General features: G+C 40.0%; 18 protein-coding genes. 10 read left to right on the top strand and 8 right to left on the bottom strand.

Features of this window, described 5'->3' with window-relative positions:
• Positions 1-37: 37 nt before the first annotated feature.
• From ACOB80_RS02945 to pabB, 4 genes are all read right to left on the bottom strand, one after another.
• On the bottom strand, positions 38-766 hold the full coding sequence (locus ACOB80_RS02945; protein WP_473164305.1) for a glutathione peroxidase: 729 nt from the start codon (positions 764-766) through the stop codon (positions 38-40).
• A gap of 167 nt (positions 767-933) precedes the next feature.
• The gene (locus ACOB80_RS02950) at positions 934-2,310 is read right to left on the bottom strand and encodes an L-serine ammonia-lyase (RefSeq protein WP_473164306.1); all 1,377 of its coding nucleotides are present in this window, start codon (positions 2,308-2,310) and stop codon (positions 934-936) included.
• Positions 2,311-2,466: 156 nt separating this feature from the next.
• Positions 2,467-3,045: a CoA pyrophosphatase gene (locus ACOB80_RS02955; RefSeq protein WP_473164307.1), complete on the bottom strand. Its 579-nt coding sequence runs from the start codon at positions 3,043-3,045 to the stop codon at positions 2,467-2,469.
• Between the two features lie 34 nt (positions 3,046-3,079).
• Positions 3,080-4,513 (bottom strand): aminodeoxychorismate synthase component I, encoded by a 1,434-nt coding sequence (gene pabB / locus ACOB80_RS02960; protein WP_473164308.1) that lies wholly within the window; start codon positions 4,511-4,513, stop codon positions 3,080-3,082.
• A 149-nt stretch (positions 4,514-4,662) separates the two neighbouring features.
• Here pabB and ACOB80_RS02965 point away from each other — a divergent pair, with 149 nt between their 5' ends.
• The 4 genes from ACOB80_RS02965 to ACOB80_RS02980 all read left to right on the top strand — a co-directional run bounded on the left by ACOB80_RS02965 (position 4,663) and on the right by ACOB80_RS02980 (position 9,744).
• Entirely contained in the window at positions 4,663-6,183 is a 1,521-nt protein-coding gene (locus tag ACOB80_RS02965) for a fumarate hydratase (RefSeq protein ID WP_473164309.1), read from the top strand.
• Positions 6,184-6,312: 129 nt separating this feature from the next.
• On the top strand, positions 6,313-7,653 hold the full coding sequence (locus ACOB80_RS02970; protein WP_473164310.1) for a DNA recombination protein RmuC: 1,341 nt from the start codon (positions 6,313-6,315) through the stop codon (positions 7,651-7,653).
• 135 nt (positions 7,654-7,788) lie between these two features.
• Positions 7,789-8,979: a GGDEF domain-containing protein gene (locus tag ACOB80_RS02975; RefSeq protein ID WP_473164311.1), complete on the top strand. Its 1,191-nt coding sequence runs from the start codon at positions 7,789-7,791 to the stop codon at positions 8,977-8,979.
• 48 nt (positions 8,980-9,027) lie between these two features.
• Positions 9,028-9,744 (top strand): substrate-binding periplasmic protein, encoded by a 717-nt coding sequence (locus ACOB80_RS02980; RefSeq protein ID WP_473164312.1) that lies wholly within the window; start codon positions 9,028-9,030, stop codon positions 9,742-9,744.
• Between the two features lie 47 nt (positions 9,745-9,791).
• Here ACOB80_RS02980 and ACOB80_RS02985 read toward each other — a convergent pair whose 3' ends face one another.
• A complete protein-coding gene (locus tag ACOB80_RS02985) occupies positions 9,792-11,126 on the bottom strand; it encodes a sodium-dependent transporter (protein ID WP_473164313.1) in 1,335 nt (444 codons plus the stop codon).
• A 268-nt stretch (positions 11,127-11,394) separates the two neighbouring features.
• Here ACOB80_RS02985 and ACOB80_RS02990 point away from each other — a divergent pair, with 268 nt between their 5' ends.
• Positions 11,395-12,036, top strand: coding sequence for an MBL fold metallo-hydrolase (locus ACOB80_RS02990; protein WP_473164784.1), 642 nt, complete (start codon positions 11,395-11,397; stop codon positions 12,034-12,036).
• 2 nt (positions 12,037-12,038) lie between these two features.
• Entirely contained in the window at positions 12,039-12,878 is an 840-nt protein-coding gene (locus tag ACOB80_RS02995; protein WP_473164314.1) for an ion transporter, read from the top strand.
• Positions 12,879-12,881: 3 nt separating this feature from the next.
• Here ACOB80_RS02995 and ACOB80_RS03000 read toward each other — a convergent pair whose 3' ends face one another.
• Together ACOB80_RS03000 and ACOB80_RS03005 are read right to left on the bottom strand one after the other, a co-directional pair.
• On the bottom strand, positions 12,882-13,196 hold the full coding sequence (locus ACOB80_RS03000; protein ID WP_473164315.1) for an Mpo1-like protein: 315 nt from the start codon (positions 13,194-13,196) through the stop codon (positions 12,882-12,884).
• 38 nt (positions 13,197-13,234) lie between these two features.
• On the bottom strand, positions 13,235-13,870 hold the full coding sequence (locus ACOB80_RS03005; protein ID WP_473164316.1) for a LysE family translocator: 636 nt from the start codon (positions 13,868-13,870) through the stop codon (positions 13,235-13,237).
• 135 nt (positions 13,871-14,005) lie between these two features.
• Here ACOB80_RS03005 and rsuA point away from each other — a divergent pair, with 135 nt between their 5' ends.
• Together rsuA and ACOB80_RS03015 are read left to right on the top strand one after the other, a co-directional pair.
• Positions 14,006-14,695 carry a 16S rRNA pseudouridine(516) synthase RsuA gene (gene rsuA / locus ACOB80_RS03010; RefSeq protein ID WP_473164317.1) on the top strand — a complete coding sequence of 230 codons (690 nt, stop codon included), beginning with the start codon at positions 14,006-14,008 and terminating at the stop codon, positions 14,693-14,695.
• 127 nt (positions 14,696-14,822) lie between these two features.
• A complete protein-coding gene (locus ACOB80_RS03015) occupies positions 14,823-15,131 on the top strand; it encodes a hypothetical protein (RefSeq protein ID WP_473164318.1) in 309 nt (102 codons plus the stop codon).
• A gap of 94 nt (positions 15,132-15,225) precedes the next feature.
• Here the strand turns inward: ACOB80_RS03015 and ACOB80_RS03020 are convergent, their stop codons facing one another.
• Positions 15,226-16,191: a dihydrodipicolinate synthase family protein gene (locus ACOB80_RS03020; protein ID WP_473164319.1), complete on the bottom strand. Its 966-nt coding sequence runs from the start codon at positions 16,189-16,191 to the stop codon at positions 15,226-15,228.
• 594 nt (positions 16,192-16,785) lie between these two features.
• On the opposite strand from ACOB80_RS03020, the gene ACOB80_RS03025 reads away from it, so the two are divergent.
• Both ACOB80_RS03025 and ACOB80_RS03030 read left to right on the top strand, forming a co-directional pair.
• Positions 16,786-17,289: a DUF2059 domain-containing protein gene (locus tag ACOB80_RS03025; protein WP_473164320.1), complete on the top strand. Its 504-nt coding sequence runs from the start codon at positions 16,786-16,788 to the stop codon at positions 17,287-17,289.
• 188 nt (positions 17,290-17,477) lie between these two features.
• Positions 17,478-18,338: a LysR family transcriptional regulator gene (locus tag ACOB80_RS03030; protein WP_473164321.1), complete on the top strand. Its 861-nt coding sequence runs from the start codon at positions 17,478-17,480 to the stop codon at positions 18,336-18,338.
• Positions 18,339-18,410: the final 72 nt, after the last annotated feature.

The raw sequence follows: 18,410 nt of genomic DNA on the forward strand, positions 1-18,410 counted from the left end.
TAAATTAATTGCTTGGCTTTTTATTTTCTTGGAGTTATTACGATAAGTACTGCTCTAACTCTTCACTACCACCTATGTGCTTACCACCAATAAAAACTTGCGGCACAGTACTTCGATTACTGATTGCACGTAAGCTAACGCTTGTCGCATCTTTACCTAACACAATTTCTTCGTAGTTCAGATTGTTATCAATTAATAGCTGTTTTGCTTTAGCGCAAAATGGGCAGCCTGGTTTAGAAAATACCGCAATAGACTCTTGTAGCTTTACATCAGGAGCAATGTAATTAAGCATGGTGTCGGCATCAGATACTTTAAACGGGTCACCTGGCTCATCTGGTTCAATAAACATTTTCTCAACGATCCCGTTTTTCACCAACATGCTATAGCGCCATGAACGCTTACCAAAACCCAGATCATTTTTGTCTACTAACATACCCATGCCATCGGTAAATTCACCATTGCCATCAGGAATAAATTGAATATTGTCAGCTTCTTGATCTTGCTGCCACGCGTTCATAACAAAGGTATCGTTAACTGAAAAGCATAATATGCTGTCGACGCCATGTTCCGCAAAAGTAGAAAATAATTCGTTGTATCTAGGTAAATGACTAGAAGAGCAGGTTGGAGTAAAAGCTCCCGGTAAACTAAAAACGATAACGGTTTTGTCTTTAAACAAGTCATTGGATGTAACATTAACCCATGCGTCTCCTTGGCGAGTGGCAAAAGTTACTTGTGGAACTGCTTGGCCTTCTTTGTTGTTATTCATGTTAAATTTCCTTCGCGATAAATTGTTAAATATAGTTGTTGATGTCGAACTAAGGTAATTATGCGGGGAAATTATTGATTAGAATAATTGATTAACTTGAACTTTATGATAGGTTTTTTAGAAGATGGGCAACTCTACAGAAGTTGCCCATGATAGCTAGAAGTGAACTAACACTCGATAATATTAACGGCTAGGCCGCCGCGAGAAGTTTCTTTATACTTGGTTTTCATGTCATTACCTGTTTCCCACATGGTCTTAATGACTTTATCTAAAGATACTTTTTGCGTTCCTGTGCCTCGTAGGGCTAGTCGAGAAGCATTAATTGCTTTAACTGAACCCATTGCGTTACGCTCGATACAAGGAACTTGTACAAGGCCGCCGACAGGGTCACAGGTTAAACCTAAGTTGTGCTCCATACCTATTTCAGCTGCATTTTCTACTTGTATTGGAGAGCCACCCATCAGTTCAGTAAGTGCACCTGCTGCCATAGAACACGCAACACCAACTTCTGCTTGGCAGCCGCCTTCAGCACCTGAAATGGTCGCATTTGTTTTATACAACACGCCAATCGCTGCAGCCGTAAGTAAGTAGCGAATACAGTCATCGTCTGATACTGGTTTGATAAATTTGTCGTAGTAACATAAAACAGCAGGGATAATACCAGCTGCACCGTTAGTTGGCGCAGTAACAACGCGAGAGCCGGCAGCGTTTTCTTCGTTTACCGCTAGCGCAAATAAATTTACCCAATCCATTGCGGTTAATGGGTCATTATTTTTCTCAACTGACAACGAGCGATGAAGTGCTGGCGCTCGACGGTTTACTTTTAGCCCGCCAGGCAAAATGCCTTCGGTTTTCATGCCGCGCTCAACGCTATCTTTCATCGCTTTCCAAATGTCGACTAAGCCTTTGCGAATAGTAGCTTCATCAGCTAAACATTTTTCGTTGTCCATCATAATGGTACTGATGCTTAGACCTTTTTCAGTTGCTAGTTGTAAAAGTTCGTCGGCCGATGAAAATACATGAGGGCGTTTAATATTAGTGTGCAGAGACAATGCTTTGTCTTTTTCTTTTTCAAAATCACAGTCTTGAACGATAAAGCCGCCACCAATCGAATAATAGGTTTCTTCTAAAACTAGCTCATCGTTGGCATAAGCATAGATAGTCATCGCGTTTGCATGTGCAGGAAGTGTTTTACGTCTGTGATAAATAATTGCGTCAGCTTTAGGGAAGTCGACTTCTTGCCCATTGGTCAGTCGGATCTTTTCGCTGGTGTTCACTTCTTCTAAGATTCGATCAATATCTTCAACAGCGATCCCTTCCGGGGTTTCACCGAAAAGACCTAAAATAACGGCTTTGCCCGTGCCGTGACCGATACCCGTTTGCCCTAAAGAACCAAATAGTTCGGTCTTAATACGATCTACTTGCTCGACCTTGCCTTGCTCTATTAAGTGGTCAACGAACAGTTTTGCCGCTTTCATTGGCCCAACAGTATGAGAGCTCGATGGCCCAATACCGATGGAAAACATATCAAATACACTAATCATGCGTTAAACCTGAATTTAAATTTGTTTAATTATAAGAGTTATAAATTTTCTTCGGTATGATACCCGAAATAGACTTAATTAAAAATCTCTTTGACCCAACATCTTAGGCTAGCCTATACAGGAAAAATATATAAGGTATAAAAAGTATAGATGCTTTTATGCAGATAGGTGGTTGGCAAGGTCGTGTAAGATGGCCGCAGTAGCCCCCCAAATAAAATGCTCTTGATAAGGAATAAAGTAAACAGGGTACTCTAGTTGCTTTCTTTTCACGTCTATGGTGGAAAAGTTATTTCTTGCTAAGCAGAAGGATAGCGGTACATGAAAAACGCTTTCTACTTCTTGCGTATCTGGCAGGTAACTTTGATTTTGTTGAAGTAACCCGATTATCGGTTTTATCGAGAAGCCTGTAATGGTGTGATAGGCGGTAAGTTCGCCTAACACTTTAACGTTGCTTGCCGGAATTCCTATTTCTTCTTCGGCTTCTCTTAATGCTGTATCGATAAGCGACTTATCTTGTTCTTCCACTTTCCCACCCGGAAAGCTAATTTGTCCCGCGTGATGCTTTAGGTGAGCGGCACGTTTAGTCAGGACGATTTGTAGTTCGTCACCTATCTCGACCAAGGGGATGAGTACCGCTGAAGGTCTTGCTGAAATGTGTTCCGGTAATTTAAAAACGTTTCTGTTTGTTGGGTACGGAGTAACGAAAAATCGATTTAAAAATTCTGACTGTTTCAAGATAACTCCTGAACTAACTATGCTAACTTTAAGGTTAACTTAGTTGACTGAGTATAGGCAGTATTTTATTTACTTTATCAAAAGCTTCTTGATATTCGTTTTCTGCAGTAGAGTCTGAGACTATTCCACCACCTGCCCAGCAGTATATCGTGTTATCAAGAGCAGCTAATGTTCTAATGGTAATACTTGTATCCATATTGCCGCACGCTGATATATAGCCAATTGAGCCGCAATAGATGCTTCTGCGATGCGGCTCTAATTCATCAATAATTTCCATCGCCCTAATTTTTGGCGCGCCAGTGATTGAGCCGCCAGGAAAACTTGCTCTTAGCAGATCAATTGCGCTTTTATCTTCTGAAAGTTGCGCCGTAATGGTGCTGACTAAATGATGAACTGCTGGAAAGCTTTCTACTTCAAATAATTTAGGCACTTTTACGGTTCCAGCTTGGCAAGAGCGACTTAAATCATTGCGCAACAAGTCCACTATCATCAAGTTTTCGGCTCGGTCTTTTGGGGACTGTTGTAACTTGGCTTTTTGCTCTTGGTCTAGGGTGAGGTCGGTTAAACGAGGAAGCGTGCCTTTAATTGGCTTAGTTTGTACTTGCTTACCTTGAACTTGAATAAAACGTTCAGGTGATACACTTAAAATCGCTGCATCGGGTAAGCGAATAAAGCCAGAGAACGGTGCATTATTGGCATTGCGTAGCGCTAAATAAGCTTGATACTCATCGCCTAGGTATTGGCTTGAAAAGCGCTGGGTCAGGTTTATCTGATAACAATCTCCAGAGCGCAAATACGCTTGAATTTTGTTAAATTTTTCAGTGTATTCTTCTTTGTTTATTTGTAGTTGCCAATCTGACGTTAGCTTGAATGGGTTTTTCTTTTCAACCGCTGCAATACGCTCACTCACTTCTTTTTCTGTGGCTTTTCGTTGGTCTTGAGGGCAAATTAATAGGTATTTCTTAGTTTTACGATTATAAACAATTGCTTTAAGGTAAAGACCTACTGCCATTTCTGGTAGATTAATGTCCTTTTGAGCTTGCTCTGGCAACTGCTCAAAATATCGGCCTAGATCATAGCCAAAATAACCTAAAGCACCGCCTGAAAATGGTAAAGCGCTATCTGTCTCAATGTTTGTGTCTGCGAATAGTTGTTGTTGGCAGTTCGCTAATACAGTTAAAGGGTCTTGTTCTGCACTGCTGATTGATTTAGAAGAGCCGTCTGTTGTATTTGAGATTTGAGTAGCGTTGTTTTCAGTAATAAGTGTTACTGCTGGCTGCCATACCATAATATCAAACAGACTATCAGGGTGATTACTTTGTCCTGAATCCAACCACATTGCCCAAGGCATATCCGCAAATGCTTGAAAAACCTGTTCAGGTTTAATTTCTTGATGCTCTTTTTTACTTTCGTCTAATTGAAAGTGCAAAGGCGAAGCGGAAATAATTGAATTACAATTAATAGACAAAGTGACTACCTATAGTGTTTTAACGCTAGCGAGCTTGATTCAAGCAGGGTATCATACGGGCAAAATTATAACTTTCAACTGTTTCACGAATTTCACTAGAGACAGAGTGTAAATAGAGCAATTACAGAGCAAAATTATAAAGGGCAACCATGGCTACTATTAAACAGCAAGACATGATCGATAGCATCGCAGACGCGTTGCAATATATATCTTATTACCATCCATTGGATTTCGTTCAAGCATTAGAGAAAGCGTACCATAAAGAAGAAAGCCAAGCGGCGAAAGATGCGATTGCACAAATCTTAATTAACTCTCGCATGTCTGCTCATGGAAAGCGTCCAATCTGTCAAGACACAGGTATTGTTACTTGCTTCGTTAAAGTAGGTATGGATGTTAAGTGGGATAAAACGGACATGACGGTTCAACAAATGGTTGATGAAGGGACACGTCGTGCATACATGAATCCAGATAATCCTTTACGTGCGTCTATTGTTGCCGACCCAGCAGGTACCCGCAAGAATACGAAAGACAACACGCCATCGGTTGTGCATCTTGATATGGTTGCTGGCGGTGAAGTTGAAGTGATGATTGCCGCAAAAGGTGGTGGTAGTGAAAACAAAACTAAAATGGTGATGTTGAACCCATCTGATTCTGTAGCTGATTGGGTTGTTGAAACACTTCCTAAAATGGGCGCAGGTTGGTGTCCACCAGGGATGTTAGGTATAGGTATTGGTGGTACTGCTGAAAAAGCAGGTGTTCTTGCTAAAGAAAGCTTAATGGATCCTGTTGATATTCAGGAATTGTTAGAGCGTGGTCCGCAAAATGCTGAAGAAGAATTACGTTTAGAGATTTATGAGCGCGTTAACAAACTAGGTATTGGTGCTCAAGGCCTAGGCGGTTTAACAACAGTAGTTGATGTAAAAATTAATTCAGCGCCAACACACGCAGCTTCTAAGCCTGTAGTGATGATCCCTAACTGTGCTGCTACTCGTCACGTTCATTTTCACTTAGACGGCTCAGGCCCTGCAGACTTAACGCCGCCTAAGTTAGAAGAGTGGCCAGAAATAACTTGGGAAGTAGGTGAGAACGTTCGCCGCGTTAATGTTGACGAATTGAAAAAAGCTGACGTAAGTGAGTGGAAAACTGGTGAGACAGTTCTTCTTTCAGGTAAGATTTTAACGGGCCGTGATGCTGCTCATAAACGTATCCAAGATATGATCAACAAAGGTGAAGAGCTACCAGTTGATTTTACTGATAAATTTATCTATTACGTCGGCCCAGTTGATGCAATTGGTGATGAAGCGGTAGGCCCTGCTGGCCCAACAACTGCGACACGTATGGATAAGTTCACTGAAATGATGTTATCCAAAACCGGTCTTTTAGGTACGATCGGTAAAGCAGAACGCGGCGCAGCAACGTGTGAGTCAATCAAAAATAACAAGTCTGTGTACTTAATGGCTGTTGGTGGTGCTGCATACTTAGTATCTAAAGCGATCAAGAAAGCAAAAGTTGTTGCTTTTGAAGATTTAGGTATGGAAGCAATTTACGAGTTTGAAGTAGAAGATATGCCAGTAACGGTTGCGGTTGATTCAACGGGTGAGTCAGCACACGTAACAGGCCCTGCCATTTGGCAGGCGAAAATTGAAGAACTAGATGAGAAGCTATCATAGTATTTAGTTCCTACTAAGCAATCCTATTGAAAAAGCGGCAACTAAGCCGCTTTTTTATTTTCTTTCGTTGGCAATTTACCTAGGTTGTGATTAAATAACTGGAAATATTTACAGTTGTTTGAGAGTTGAATGGCAAACTTGCTTGTTTGGATTGATGAAAATACTGCTCTGGTATTACTTGCTATAGCGAGTCTTTGCTTGGTGTCATTGCTTGTCGTATTACTATTTTCTCGCCAAAAGAACAATGCATTGCTTGCTCAAGTCTCTCAACTTTTAATTGAAAAACAGCAATCTGATCTCCAACAGTTTAACCAGCAATTCTCACAATTAAATCTTCAATTGCAAAAAGAGTTAGCCAGCCATAATGAAAAACAATTAGTTACGGCTAATGAGAATATTAGAAGGTTGCAGCAACAACAGCATCAATTTCAGCAGTCATTGAGTGAAAAGCATCACCAAACGCTAGAGCAGCTGATGACAGTGCTTAATAAAACCAGTAAAGAAAACCGAGAAGAGCAAGCAAGGGCGTTAAAACTTGCAAGTGAACAAATTGCTGAGAAAGTAAAAGAGCTTACAGGAACAACCGATGAGCGTCTTAAAGCAATTAGTGAACAAGTGGATAAACGTCTAACAGATGGTTTTGATAAAACCAATAAGACCTTTAATGATATTGTTAAGCGATTAGCGCTAATTGATGAAGCACAGAAGAAGATAACTGAGTTATCGACAAACGTTGTTTCCTTGCAGCATATTCTTGCCGATAAGCGTTCGCGCGGTGCATTTGGTGAGGTTCAACTTAACGCCTTGATTCGTAATGTACTACCGGAGCAACATTTCTCCCTGCAACATACGCTATCTAACGGAAAAGTAGCTGACTGTGTTTTGTGGTTACCTGAGCCCACAGGTAATGTAGTCATTGACGCCAAATTTCCTTTGGAAAGCTATCGTGTAATGACAAACGTCGAGCTAAGTGATATTGAACGAAAGCAGGGCGAACGCCAGTTTAAGCAAGACATTAAAAAGCACGTACAAGACATCAGCAGTAAATACTTAATTGATAAAGAAACCGCAGATGGTGCTATCATGTTTATTCCGGCAGAGGCTGTGTTTGCCGAAATTCATGGACATTTTCCTGATTTAGTGGAATTTGCCAACCAGCATCGTGTTTGGCTGTGCTCGCCAACAACTTTAATGGCTATTTTAACAACTGCTCGAGCGGTACTCAAAGATGAAGCAACTAAAGAGCAGGTTCATTTGATCCAACAGCATTTACGGGAACTATCGTCGGATTTTGGTCGATTTAAAACGCGTTTTACCAACCTTGCTAAGCACATTGACCAGGCGGCAACCGATGTTAAGCAAATCAATACGTCAGCAGATAAGATAACCAAGCGATTTGAAAAGATAGAACAAGTCGAGTTGCAAGCCGATAATAGCCAAGCAATTGATCATCTTATTAATGAATCGTAAGATGGTGCCGATAACTAGCCATTACTCGGCGCGGTTAAGTAACCGAAAACGCTAGTAAAAGCGCAGAAAATAAACACTAGAAACGATTCGTCAGTAACAATAACAACATTAGCTGACGCACTCTGAGAGGTATCTTTGCTTCAAAAGTTAGAAGGACTAAAGTCCACATTATGGACTGGGTTATTGGTAAGCATATTGTTTGCCCTTGTCACGTATTCAACACCTTATTGGACAGCGAAGATTAACTTTGTTGAAAATTCTGTTTGGTTGCTGTTTCTTGCTAGCTTTTTTATCAGTGCTCAGTTTAATCGCTCGCGTTATAACCTTCTTATTCTTGTTGTTTTGCTTTATTACTGCGTTAAGCAAGGAGTGGTTGATGGCAATAGTTATTTGCAAGCCAATAGAGATTGGTTGTATTTATCTGGCTTGTTGTTATTAGCACTTTTAACAAAAGTAAAAGATCGAAGTTTATTTTCAGTTCATTTGGTGTGGCGATTAATCGCAATAGCTGGGTGTATAGCTGTGGGCTATGGTTGGCTTGTTGGCATAGATTACCTTCAGGAAAACTTCGCAAGCCAAAGTATAGTCAAAGAGCTATTTGTTCACTTACCCATTAATATCCCGCTTTTTGTCATCGCCTTCTATGTGCTTTATCGTAGTTTGCGAAATGCTGATTTGTTGGTGTCATCTTTACTAACAAGCTTGATTCTTTTAACCATGCTGTATCAGCAGCAAATATCATTACCACTAAGTGTACTAGCGGTAATGTTGTTAAGTCACTACATTGTCGTTGTTATCGTGGATTCCTATTATTTAGCCTATCGAGATGAACTTACCGGCATTCCATCACGTAGAGCATTAAACCAATATGCTTTGTCATTAGGTCGAAAATACACTGTGGCAATGTTAGACGTAGACCACTTTAAAAAGTTTAATGACAACTATGGTCATGATATCGGTGACCAAGTGCTGAAACTTGTTGGTGCTAAATTGGCAAAAGTAAGAGGAGGCGGGAAAGTGTTTCGTTACGGTGGTGAAGAGTTCACCGTGATATTTCCACGAAAGAACGTAGAGCAATGCCTACATGAACTAGAACATTTACGACAAACTATTGCCGATTATAAAATTGTTATCAGGCACCCTTTAAGAAAAGACAAGAAATCACGGCAGGCGAAAAAGCCTGACAAATCAAAAAGTGTTAGCGTAACAATCTCTATTGGGGTTGCCGCTAAAGAAAGTAAGCAAACGTTTGAGGAAGTCATTAAAGTTGCAGACCAAGCGCTTTATCGCGCGAAAAAGAAAGGGCGCAATAACGTTAGTCAGTAGTGAAAGCGCTTTGGTGCAATGCACGTTAAACCTGTGGGCTATAATTGAATGATGAAAATCTATCTCGCATTTATACTTCTCAGCATTAGTGTTCAGCTCACGGCTTCTGAGAAAGTCATTATCTTTGCCGCGGAAGACAGCTGGCCGCCATATGCTGATTCTCAAGGTAATGGTATTTCGAAAACACTTATTCAACAGGCACTTAAAGGCAGTAAGTTTCGACCTGAGTTTATTGCTGTTCCCTATGCTAGGGCACTTCAGATGGCGGAATATGGAGATGTTCACGGTTGTTTTAATGTCACACGCCAATCGGATACCGAAGTAAAGTTTTTGTTCGGTGAGCAAGTCTTATTAGTCGCTCATGCTTCTTACTTTTACTCCGCAAAAAACGTTAAAAATTATGCTTCGGTCGATGACATTCCAGACGGTGCGAGTATTGGTTTAATACTCGGTTATGAATATGGCAACGAATATGAAAAACAGCGTCATCGTTTTCAAGAGTTTCGTGTCTCTAGCCAGGAGCAAATTATAAGAATGTTGCTTAGTGGTCGTGTCGATTTAGCTATTATGTTTGACGAAGTAGCTGCTTATAATCTTGCTAAGTTAAACTTGTCTGAAGACGATGTTGTTAAAGGGGCAAGGAATCATAGTAGTGATATTTATGTTGCTCTGTCGAGAAAAAAAGCCGAATCAGCAGAAATAGCTAGGGCTCTCGATATAGGGCTAGCGAAAATTCATGGGGCTAGCTCAAAGCCAACTCAATAAAAAAGGCGCTAGAATAGCGCCTTATAAAATCCCAAACTACACTGTTGTTAATTTAAAATTGCCACGTTTACGAAAACAACCGATAACAACACAGGACAAACAAATCGCAAATAGTTGCCCCAGTGAGCTAAGAAAGGGCGTCCTTCTTGCAAGCTCTTATCTCTTAACTTGTTACCTCTTTTCCATAACCAGCCGACGACAATAAAGTAGAATAAACAACTAAGCGGCTGCAATATCGTGGTTAACGCGGCGATAAATGCGCCAAATAAAACATCGAAGAATGCAATAAGTAGTGAAGAGAAAAACAGCACTATTGCAGAAACCATCCAAGTAGCTTTGCGGCGGGAGATATTTTTGTCTTCAACTAAGTAAGACACTGGTACTTCCGTCGAAGAGATTGTTGATGTTAGCGCAGCTATTGATAGCAATAAGAAAAACCCTCCTGCAACCACTAAGCCGATTGTTCCCATAGATTCAAATAATTGTGGAAGTACATGGAAGATCAGCTGACCTTCACCAATAAGCTGTCCATCTTGGAATACCTGTTGACCCGCTTGTTGTGCAACAAATAACGCTGGAATGATTAATAGGCCGGCTAAAAAGGCAATGCCCGTATCTAACGCAGTTATAGAAAGTACTAACTTGCCTAAATCTTTATCTTTAGCCATGTAAGAGCCGTAAACCATCATGCCGCCTACACCGATAGATAACGAAAAGAATGCTTGCCCCATGGCGGAAACGACTAAATCAGGATCAGTAACGCGGCTAAAGTCAGGAATTAAGTAAACCTCCAAACCTTTCATTGCACCTGGCTGTTGCATTATATAGATGATGAGCCCTATAAGCATAAGTAATAAAATAGGCATTAAACGCGTTGACCAACGCTCTATCCCTTTGTTTACGCCTTGATGAATAATGGCAGCACCGAGCAAAATAAAGATAGGCGTAAACACTACATTTCGTTCAGTACTTGAAGTGCTAAGCCATTGTGACCAAGACTCTAAACCTACTAAAGAAGTTATCGCTGCAAGCGCATGAGCTAACATCCAGCCTGCTACAATCGTGTAGAAGCTCAGCATCATAATTGCGCCTGTAAGACCAATTATTCCTGCTTTTCTACCTAAACTTTCAGATACCTCTTTACAGGCATCACCTAGTGCAGATACTGGGTTTTTTTGTGCTTGGTTACCAATATAAATTTCCGCGTAAAGCGCTGGTAGTGCTAACAGCACAGTAACCACTAAATAAACGAATAAAAAGGCACCGCCCCCATTATTAGCTGCATTTGTGGGGAAGCCCCAAATATTACCTAAACCTATAGCCGAACCCGCAGCGGCTAAAACAAAGCCAATCCGCGAGTGAAAAGAATCCCTAACTTGCATATTTTTGAACGTTATTGTTTTTATGTAGCTTCGAGCTTACCGAGTTCGAAACGGATAAGTAAAGGTATTTCTTAAATTTCATTATTTTGGTTTTTCTAGCCTGTGTAAAAAATAGCTAACACCTGTGTTTATTTTCGACAACAACGTTTGTTATGCATAAACAAGCGATTGTTTTAACTTATTCAAAGTATTGTTACAAAAATTGATTGCACCAAGGGCAAGGAGTAAGGAAAATAGCGCCACTTTATTGCAGAGATCAGAATTTATGTTGCAGTACAAAATTATTCCCGTAACACCATTTCAACAAAACTGTACTTTGTTTTGGTGTGATAAAACTAAAGCCGCAGCGGTTGTTGACCCAGGCGGTGATATTGAATTAATTGTTCACGCCATTGAGCAGTTAGGCTTAACCTTAGAAAAAGTGCTTTTAACTCATGCGCACATTGACCATGCAGGCGCTACCAAATCGGTTGCCGAAAAGTATGCAGTGCCAATTGAAGGGCCGCATAAGGAAGATAAGTTTTGGATTGATCTAATTCCAGAGCAGCGCACTCGATTTGGTTTTGATCACGCTGAACACTTTGAACCAACACGTTGGCTAAACCAAGGTGACAAAGTAAGTTTTGGTGAAATTGAATTGGAAGTGTACTTTTGCCCTGGTCACACTCCCGGACATGTTGTGTTTTTCCATCGCGAATCGAAATTAGCACAAGTTGGTGATGTACTGTTTAAAGGCTCAATTGGTCGAACTGATTTTCCTAGAGGCGACCATCCAACGTTAATTAAATCGATTCGTGAAAACTTGTTTCCTTTGGGAGACGAAGTGCAGTTTATTCCAGGTCATGGCCCAATGAGTACTTTTGGCTATGAACGTCAAACAAACCCATTTGTTGGTGACAGAGCACAATAATCATGAGTAGTTTGGTTTTATCATTACAAGATAAATTAAAAAAGGTTGATTCAAGCCCGATATTTCAAGGGATTGTCATCGCCGTCATTGTTATTTCAGCTTTATTAATTGGCGCAAAGACTCACGATTTACCTGCGTCAATGGTTGGTGCCTTGGCGGTCATGGATAATGCCATCACGGTATTTTTCTTGGTTGAAATTGTGATTCGATTTTTAGCTACACCTAAGAAATCACAATTCTTTAAAAGCGGCTGGAATATATTTGATACTTTAATTGTTATTGGTAGCTTAATTCCTGCTGGCGGCTCAGGTGTACTATTAGCACGTCTACTTCGAGTATTCAGAGTATTGCGCTTGGTTTCTATGGTGCCAGAGCTACGCTTACTGATTAATGCGCTGCTAAAAGCCATTCCTCGCATGGGTTATATTGCCTTGCTCATGTTTGTTATCTTCTACATTTACGCGGCCATTGGTAGCATTTTGTTCCATCAAATAAATGAAGAGCTGTGGGGCGATGTTTCTATTTCCATGCTGACGTTGTTCAGGGTTTCTACGTTTGAAGACTGGACAGATGTTATGTATGAAACCATGGCGGTATACCCACTAAGCTGGATCTTCTATTTAACTTTCATATTTTTAACAGCATTTATCTTCTTGAATATGATGGTCGGTACTATTTTAGAAGTCATGACAGAAGAGCATGAACAGCACAGAGCTCGTCAACACGGTGAAACCAACGAAGGTGGGGAGCCTGCAAGCCGTGCGCAAATTGAAAAATTAGAAGCTGAGTTGGCAGAAATTAAAGCGCTGTTAAAGGAACAGGCACTTAACGGTAAACAGTAACCGCTAGCTGTTCACCTTTAGCTTTCCTGTTAGTATTTGATAAAACATAACCCAGTCACCCATTAAGCTATAAAACGGATAGCGAAAGGTGGCTGGTTTGTTTTTCTCAAACATAAAATGTCCAACCCAAGCAAAGCCATAACCAATCAAAGGTAATAGCCACAGCAGTTTGTATTTGCCAGTTAAAAGAGCAATGGCTAATACAGCCAATACCAATGCCGAACCAATAAAGTGAAGCTTCCTACATGTCGGGTGCTGATGTTCCTGTAAGTAGTAGGGATAAAACTCAGCAAAGCTTTTAAAAGTTGAATCTGTCATAAGTACTCTCGCTATTCTTTTACCTGCGGAACCCCGCTTTAAGGTTGTAACTTAGTGAATAGTATTTTTATCCCTAAACCAATCAGAGCTAAACCCATTAGCCTATCTAACCAGTGTCCCATACTCTGAAAGGCTTTATTTACGCTAGGTCTAGATAGCAGCAGGCTAACGCTAGAAAACCACGCCATTTGAATAAGCATCATCACAATGGAATACACCATTAAATGGTCGGCTGGAGTATCTGGGGTGATTACCAAGGTAAACAAAGCAACAAAATAAATAGGTGCTTTAGGGTTTAACGCATTGCATAAAAAGCCTTTAAATAGGCTGGATTTTGCCGAGGGAATATCGTCACTGGTCGATTCAAAAATTTCAACTGCAGCTTTGGCTGGAGATTTAAGGCTCATTATTCCCAAGTAAAACAAATAGCCTGCGCCTAAGACTTTAATTACCCACAATGCTGTTTCAGAATTGGCAATGACGGCCGATAGGCCGACAGCAGAATAAAGAATATGAATCGATAGACCTAAGGTAATTCCCAGTGACACGAATAAACCAGTTTTCTTGCCGTATTTTAAGCTTTGCTGACTAACTAAAACAAAATCCGGACCTGGTGATGCCGCAGCTAAAAAGTGAATGCTGGCTATTATTAAAATGCCTGAAATCAGATCCATTTATTTGATCCTATTTGGTTAAAATGCCAAGGCGCAGTAAACTATGCGCCAAACAGCATGTTGTGATGCTCAATTTATCTTCGCTTATAGGATTAATGTATCAATTCTTAAGCGTAAAATCATTAAGTTAGAAAAATGCGATTAGACAAGTTTATTTGTAAAAGTACCGAACTCACTAGAAGTGAAGCTAAAAAGTCTCTAAAAATGGGGTTAGTGAAAGTAAACGGTGAAGTCATTAAAGACCCTGCTACTCAGGTACATGAAAATAATGAGATTTTGTTTGATGGCTATCCGTTAACAGCACGTGAATCACGTTATATTATGTTGCATAAACCTCAAGACACTATTTGCTCTAATGTCGATGAAATATATCCGTCAGTGCTACATTATATTGATGTAGATAAAGCGTTTGATCTTCATATAGCCGGGCGATTAGATGCTGATACTACTGGCTTAGTGTTAATAACCGATGATGGTAGATGGTCACATAATATTATTTCTCCTAAAAAAGTATGTCCAAAACGTTATCGCGTATGGCTAAGAGACGATTTGGCTGCAGATGTCGCAGAAAAGTTTGAACAAGGTGTTCAGCTTCAAGGCGAGAAGAATTTAACTAGACCTGCCAAACTTGAACAAATCGAAGCAAGAGAGGTATTGTTAACCATTACTGAAGGTAAGTACCATCAAGTTAAGCGAATGTTTGCTGCAGTAGGCAATAAAGTAGTTGGCTTGCATAGGGAACAAATAGGCGATGTAAGCTTAGACGAACTGCCTATTGGTGAATGGCGATACCTAACCCCAGAAGAGATAAAAAGTTTTACTTGAATCAGCTCAAAAAGTTGTTATGCATAAAAGTGATAAAAAACAAGCAATTTTTATTAAAGTTATTCTTTTAGGTGACGATAAATTAAACAGAACATAACGACAACAACGCTAATTTAGGTATAAGATAATGGACGTATTGGCAGAGCTTTTGCCGCCATCTTATTTAAACAAAACTGAAAACGCAGCAAAAGATCGCAAGCAACAATCACAACATCCGAAATCACGCCAATCAGCGAAAGCCCTAAAAGCCTTTGCTGAACAAGAAACTGACGTTGCTGTTCAACACCAGCCAGAAAACAGTGAAAGTTGGCAGGGTGAAGAACGCCGTTCAGGTGATGATCGCCGTCAACAAGAAAAAGCGCGTGGCCGCTGGCTAGAATCGCGAGCAGAAAAAGACAGACGCCAAGTGCGCCAAGCGATTCAAATTAAAATTTAGGCTTTACAGGCTGTTTTAGATGTAAATTACTGTGCGAAACTAACAAAAAAGCCCCGCAAAAACGGGGCTTTTTCTTTTTCAAAATTCGAAAGAGTTACTCAGCTAAACCTAAAGCTTCAAGTCTTTCTTTTGCAAGAACATATCTTGCGCGAACATCGTCGATTTGTGCTTGTGTTAGTTTCTTACCAAGTGTACGAAGGCCGCCATTGTCGTCGTTGTGGTGAATGCCAAAAGCGAACTTAAGGTATTCTAGAAGTAATGGCTGGGCATCAAGGTATGAAATAGAGTTCATTGCTTGAGAAATTTTGTTAGCTTCAGCAAAGTTTCCTTCATTAACGTACTCTTGCATTGTCACACTAGCTTTAGGGAAAATGCAGCCTACACCTGTAATACCACCACATGCACCAGCAAGGCCAGCGTGTACAGTAACAGTATCAACACCTGCTAAGATCTTTAAATCTTTGTCTTCTAACATTAGTGTTTCGATAATTGAAACGTCTGTTGTAGAAATTTTCAGAGCCGTTACTTCTGGAAGCGCTGCAAGTTTCTTAAGAAGCTCTGTAGAAAGCGCATGATAACCAGCCGCATCAGGGTTGTTGTAAGGCATAATGGTAACGCCTGCTTCTCTAGCTGCTGTTGCAGATAGCTCATAGTAAGCATACATTTCTTCATCAGAAGGTGCTTCTGCAGTTTTCGGTGGCATAACCATTACTGTATCTACACCAACTTTCGCCAATTCAGTAACGATTTTGGCAAGTTCTTCTTTAGTTTCGGCAGCAGCACCGCTGATTAATGGAACATTGAATTCTTTAGCAACCTCAGAAAGAGCACCAAGTAAAGAAAGACGTTGTTCAGAGCTAAGGTAGCTGTTCTCACCCAGAGTACCTGAACCAACAAGACCACCCATTCTAGTGCCGCCTTTACCTTGAACTCTTAAAATGTCTGCTGCGTACTTTTGTGTTGTAGCAAGATCAATTTCAAGGCCTGATTCTGTCTCTTTTAACCATGTAAACACGGCTGGCATAACGGTATAACGCCAATCTGTACTATTTGTTTCCATTATATTTCCTTTGTCTAAAAGTTATATTGAATACATTATACCAAATTAAAATTCGCAATTCAGCTATAAATCTTAAAACTAATAATCATAAGTTATTTGCTGGTGTAAACGATTCAGAACATTTCCGTAATGACTGTCAAGTAGGTAATGTTTAAAAGCTCAATATAACAAATGCTTATGCCAACATTATTACGCTGTAATGATGTTGGCATGCAATATAAAATAGACATGTTATCACATAAAATACCAAGGTGGTGTATTAGATAATTACGAGAATATAAATAAATACACTGGTTGATACATTGCATCGTTCCAGAATAGTTTCCGCTAATGTTGGTACTCATAATAAGAGCTGGATAGCTTTTTGAGTTTCATGACTTGAAGTCAAAGTGATTTATTTGGGATTAAGGGGGAGTTGCACGGGCGCTTTTTGCCATTGCCGATGAATGTAACTCGGTGTTAATAGAATTGTTGTGAATTTTATATGGGGATTATGATGGTGATTAAGTTGGTTTGCATCTGCTATGAGTGTTAACCTTTTGTTGTTTGTTAGGATTAATGAACTCAAAATACAACCTCAATAAAGGATTAATAATGAAAAAGCTATTTACTTTAACCTTCAGCCTTTGCCTTGCTTTTAGTGTTTCAGCTTCAGACAAAGCTTCAACTGCATCCGTTGAAAAGTTACTAGAACTAACTGAAACGTCTAAAATGATGGACGCCACCTACGATCAAATCACCGGCATGTTTGAAGGCATGTCTAAGCAAATGGGGATATCAGAAAAAGAGCGCCCTGCGTTTAACGGCTATATGAAGAAAGTTTCAACTCTACTAAAACAAGAAATGGGTTGGGATAAGTTAAAGGCACCAATGGTTGAGATATACGTTAACCGCTTCACCGAAGAAGAAATCCAAGGACTTATTGCCTTTTATCAGTCTGATATTGGTCAAACATTTGTGAAAAAAATGCCATTAGTCATGCAGGACTCAACCGCGATGTCACAGCAATTATTGCAAGACTTTATGCCTAAAATTCAAGCGCTAGCAGCAGAAATGCAAAAAGACATTGCTTCACGCCGCAAGCAAGCGGGGGAGTAAACTCCTGTAGACCACAAGGTCACGCCTGGGGCTTTAAAGTGCTTTTTATATTTCATTTTTTCGCCCCTTTTATTGACTTATCATATGCATTTTAGCCTATCAATCAATTTACTTTCCCCTTAAAAAATAATTAGCGTATATTTTACTTATCGACACAAAAAGTGCAGTCAAATAAGGCAGATACGCTTATGATGAGATTAAACACCGACAGGCTAAATGCTTTCTACCAAGTGGCAATGGATAAAAGCTTTAGTAAGGCTGCAGATACTTTGTGTATTACTCAGTCGGCATTATCTCAACGTGTGCTTAAAATTGAGCAAGAGGTAGGCAGTAAACTTCTTATTCGAGGTAAAGAGGGAATTGGGTTAACGGAACAAGGTAAAATTTTATTAGAGTACGCATCTGATCTTCAAACGAGAGAGCAAGATGTACTTAATAACATTTCCGGTCGCAGTGCCCTTGCAAATGGTATCGTGCGTATAGGGGCATTTAGTTCAGTAATGCGTTCAGTGATAATGCCTTCTTTGATCCCGCTGATTAATTCTCCGCATCAATTAAAAGCAGAGTTTTATTCTCGTGAATTACGGGAGTTACTGCCGCTTTTGGTGGCTGGAGAGGTCGACTTTATCGTTACTGATAAAGTTATTGAAGACCCTGACATAGAGTCGATTAAGTTAGGTGAAGAAACTCTTGTACACATTCGAAACAAAGCACAAGATTACCGACCTGAGCCTCCTTGTTTCTTAGATCACGATGTTCACGACATGACTACATTTAATTTCTTTGCAGCGCAAGGAAAAACAGATTTTGAGTTTGATCGTGGTTTTTATGACGACGTTTACGGCATTATTGATGGTGTGCGAATGGGATTTGGCGAAGCGATAGTATCGGCGCACATGCTTAAGCAAGAACAAAGCTTTGACGTTATCAACCATCAGCAGGAATTTAAAAGCCCTGTCGTGTTGTGCTTTATTAAGAATAGATACCTTTCTAGCTTACAAAAGCAGATTATTGAGCAGCTGCAACAAAACGCCCTGAGATATCTTTAAAAAATTAATTGCTTAAAACTCATTTAATACTTTGTTTTTTAAAGTATTAAAGTTTAATTAATAACCTGATTA

The sequence above is a fragment of the Thalassotalea coralli genome (assembly GCF_055786205.1).

Excerpts from the sequence above, each read along its gene's own strand:
- ACOB80_RS02965 (WP_473164309.1), top strand. The coding sequence starts at position 4,663 with ATGGCTACTATTAAACAGCAAGACATGATCGATAGCATCGCAGACGCG.
- ACOB80_RS02995 (WP_473164314.1), top strand. The coding sequence starts at position 12,039 with ATGAGTAGTTTGGTTTTATCATTACAAGATAAATTAAAAAAGGTTGAT.
- ACOB80_RS02985 (WP_473164313.1), bottom strand. The coding sequence starts at position 11,126 with ATGCAAGTTAGGGATTCTTTTCACTCGCGGATTGGCTTTGTTTTAGCC.
- ACOB80_RS03025 (WP_473164320.1), top strand. The coding sequence starts at position 16,786 with ATGAAAAAGCTATTTACTTTAACCTTCAGCCTTTGCCTTGCTTTTAGT.
- ACOB80_RS02950 (WP_473164306.1), bottom strand. The coding sequence starts at position 2,310 with ATGATTAGTGTATTTGATATGTTTTCCATCGGTATTGGGCCATCGAGC.
- ACOB80_RS02980 (WP_473164312.1), top strand. The coding sequence starts at position 9,028 with ATGATGAAAATCTATCTCGCATTTATACTTCTCAGCATTAGTGTTCAG.
- rsuA (WP_473164317.1), top strand. The coding sequence starts at position 14,006 with ATGCGATTAGACAAGTTTATTTGTAAAAGTACCGAACTCACTAGAAGT.
- ACOB80_RS02970 (WP_473164310.1), top strand. The coding sequence starts at position 6,313 with ATGGCAAACTTGCTTGTTTGGATTGATGAAAATACTGCTCTGGTATTA.
- ACOB80_RS03000 (WP_473164315.1), bottom strand. The coding sequence starts at position 13,196 with ATGACAGATTCAACTTTTAAAAGCTTTGCTGAGTTTTATCCCTACTAC.
- ACOB80_RS03030 (WP_473164321.1), top strand. The coding sequence starts at position 17,478 with ATGATGAGATTAAACACCGACAGGCTAAATGCTTTCTACCAAGTGGCA.
- ACOB80_RS03020 (WP_473164319.1), bottom strand. The coding sequence starts at position 16,191 with ATGGAAACAAATAGTACAGATTGGCGTTATACCGTTATGCCAGCCGTG.
- ACOB80_RS02945 (WP_473164305.1), bottom strand. The coding sequence starts at position 766 with ATGAATAACAACAAAGAAGGCCAAGCAGTTCCACAAGTAACTTTTGCC.
- ACOB80_RS03005 (WP_473164316.1), bottom strand. The coding sequence starts at position 13,870 with ATGGATCTGATTTCAGGCATTTTAATAATAGCCAGCATTCACTTTTTA.
- ACOB80_RS03015 (WP_473164318.1), top strand. The coding sequence starts at position 14,823 with ATGGACGTATTGGCAGAGCTTTTGCCGCCATCTTATTTAAACAAAACT.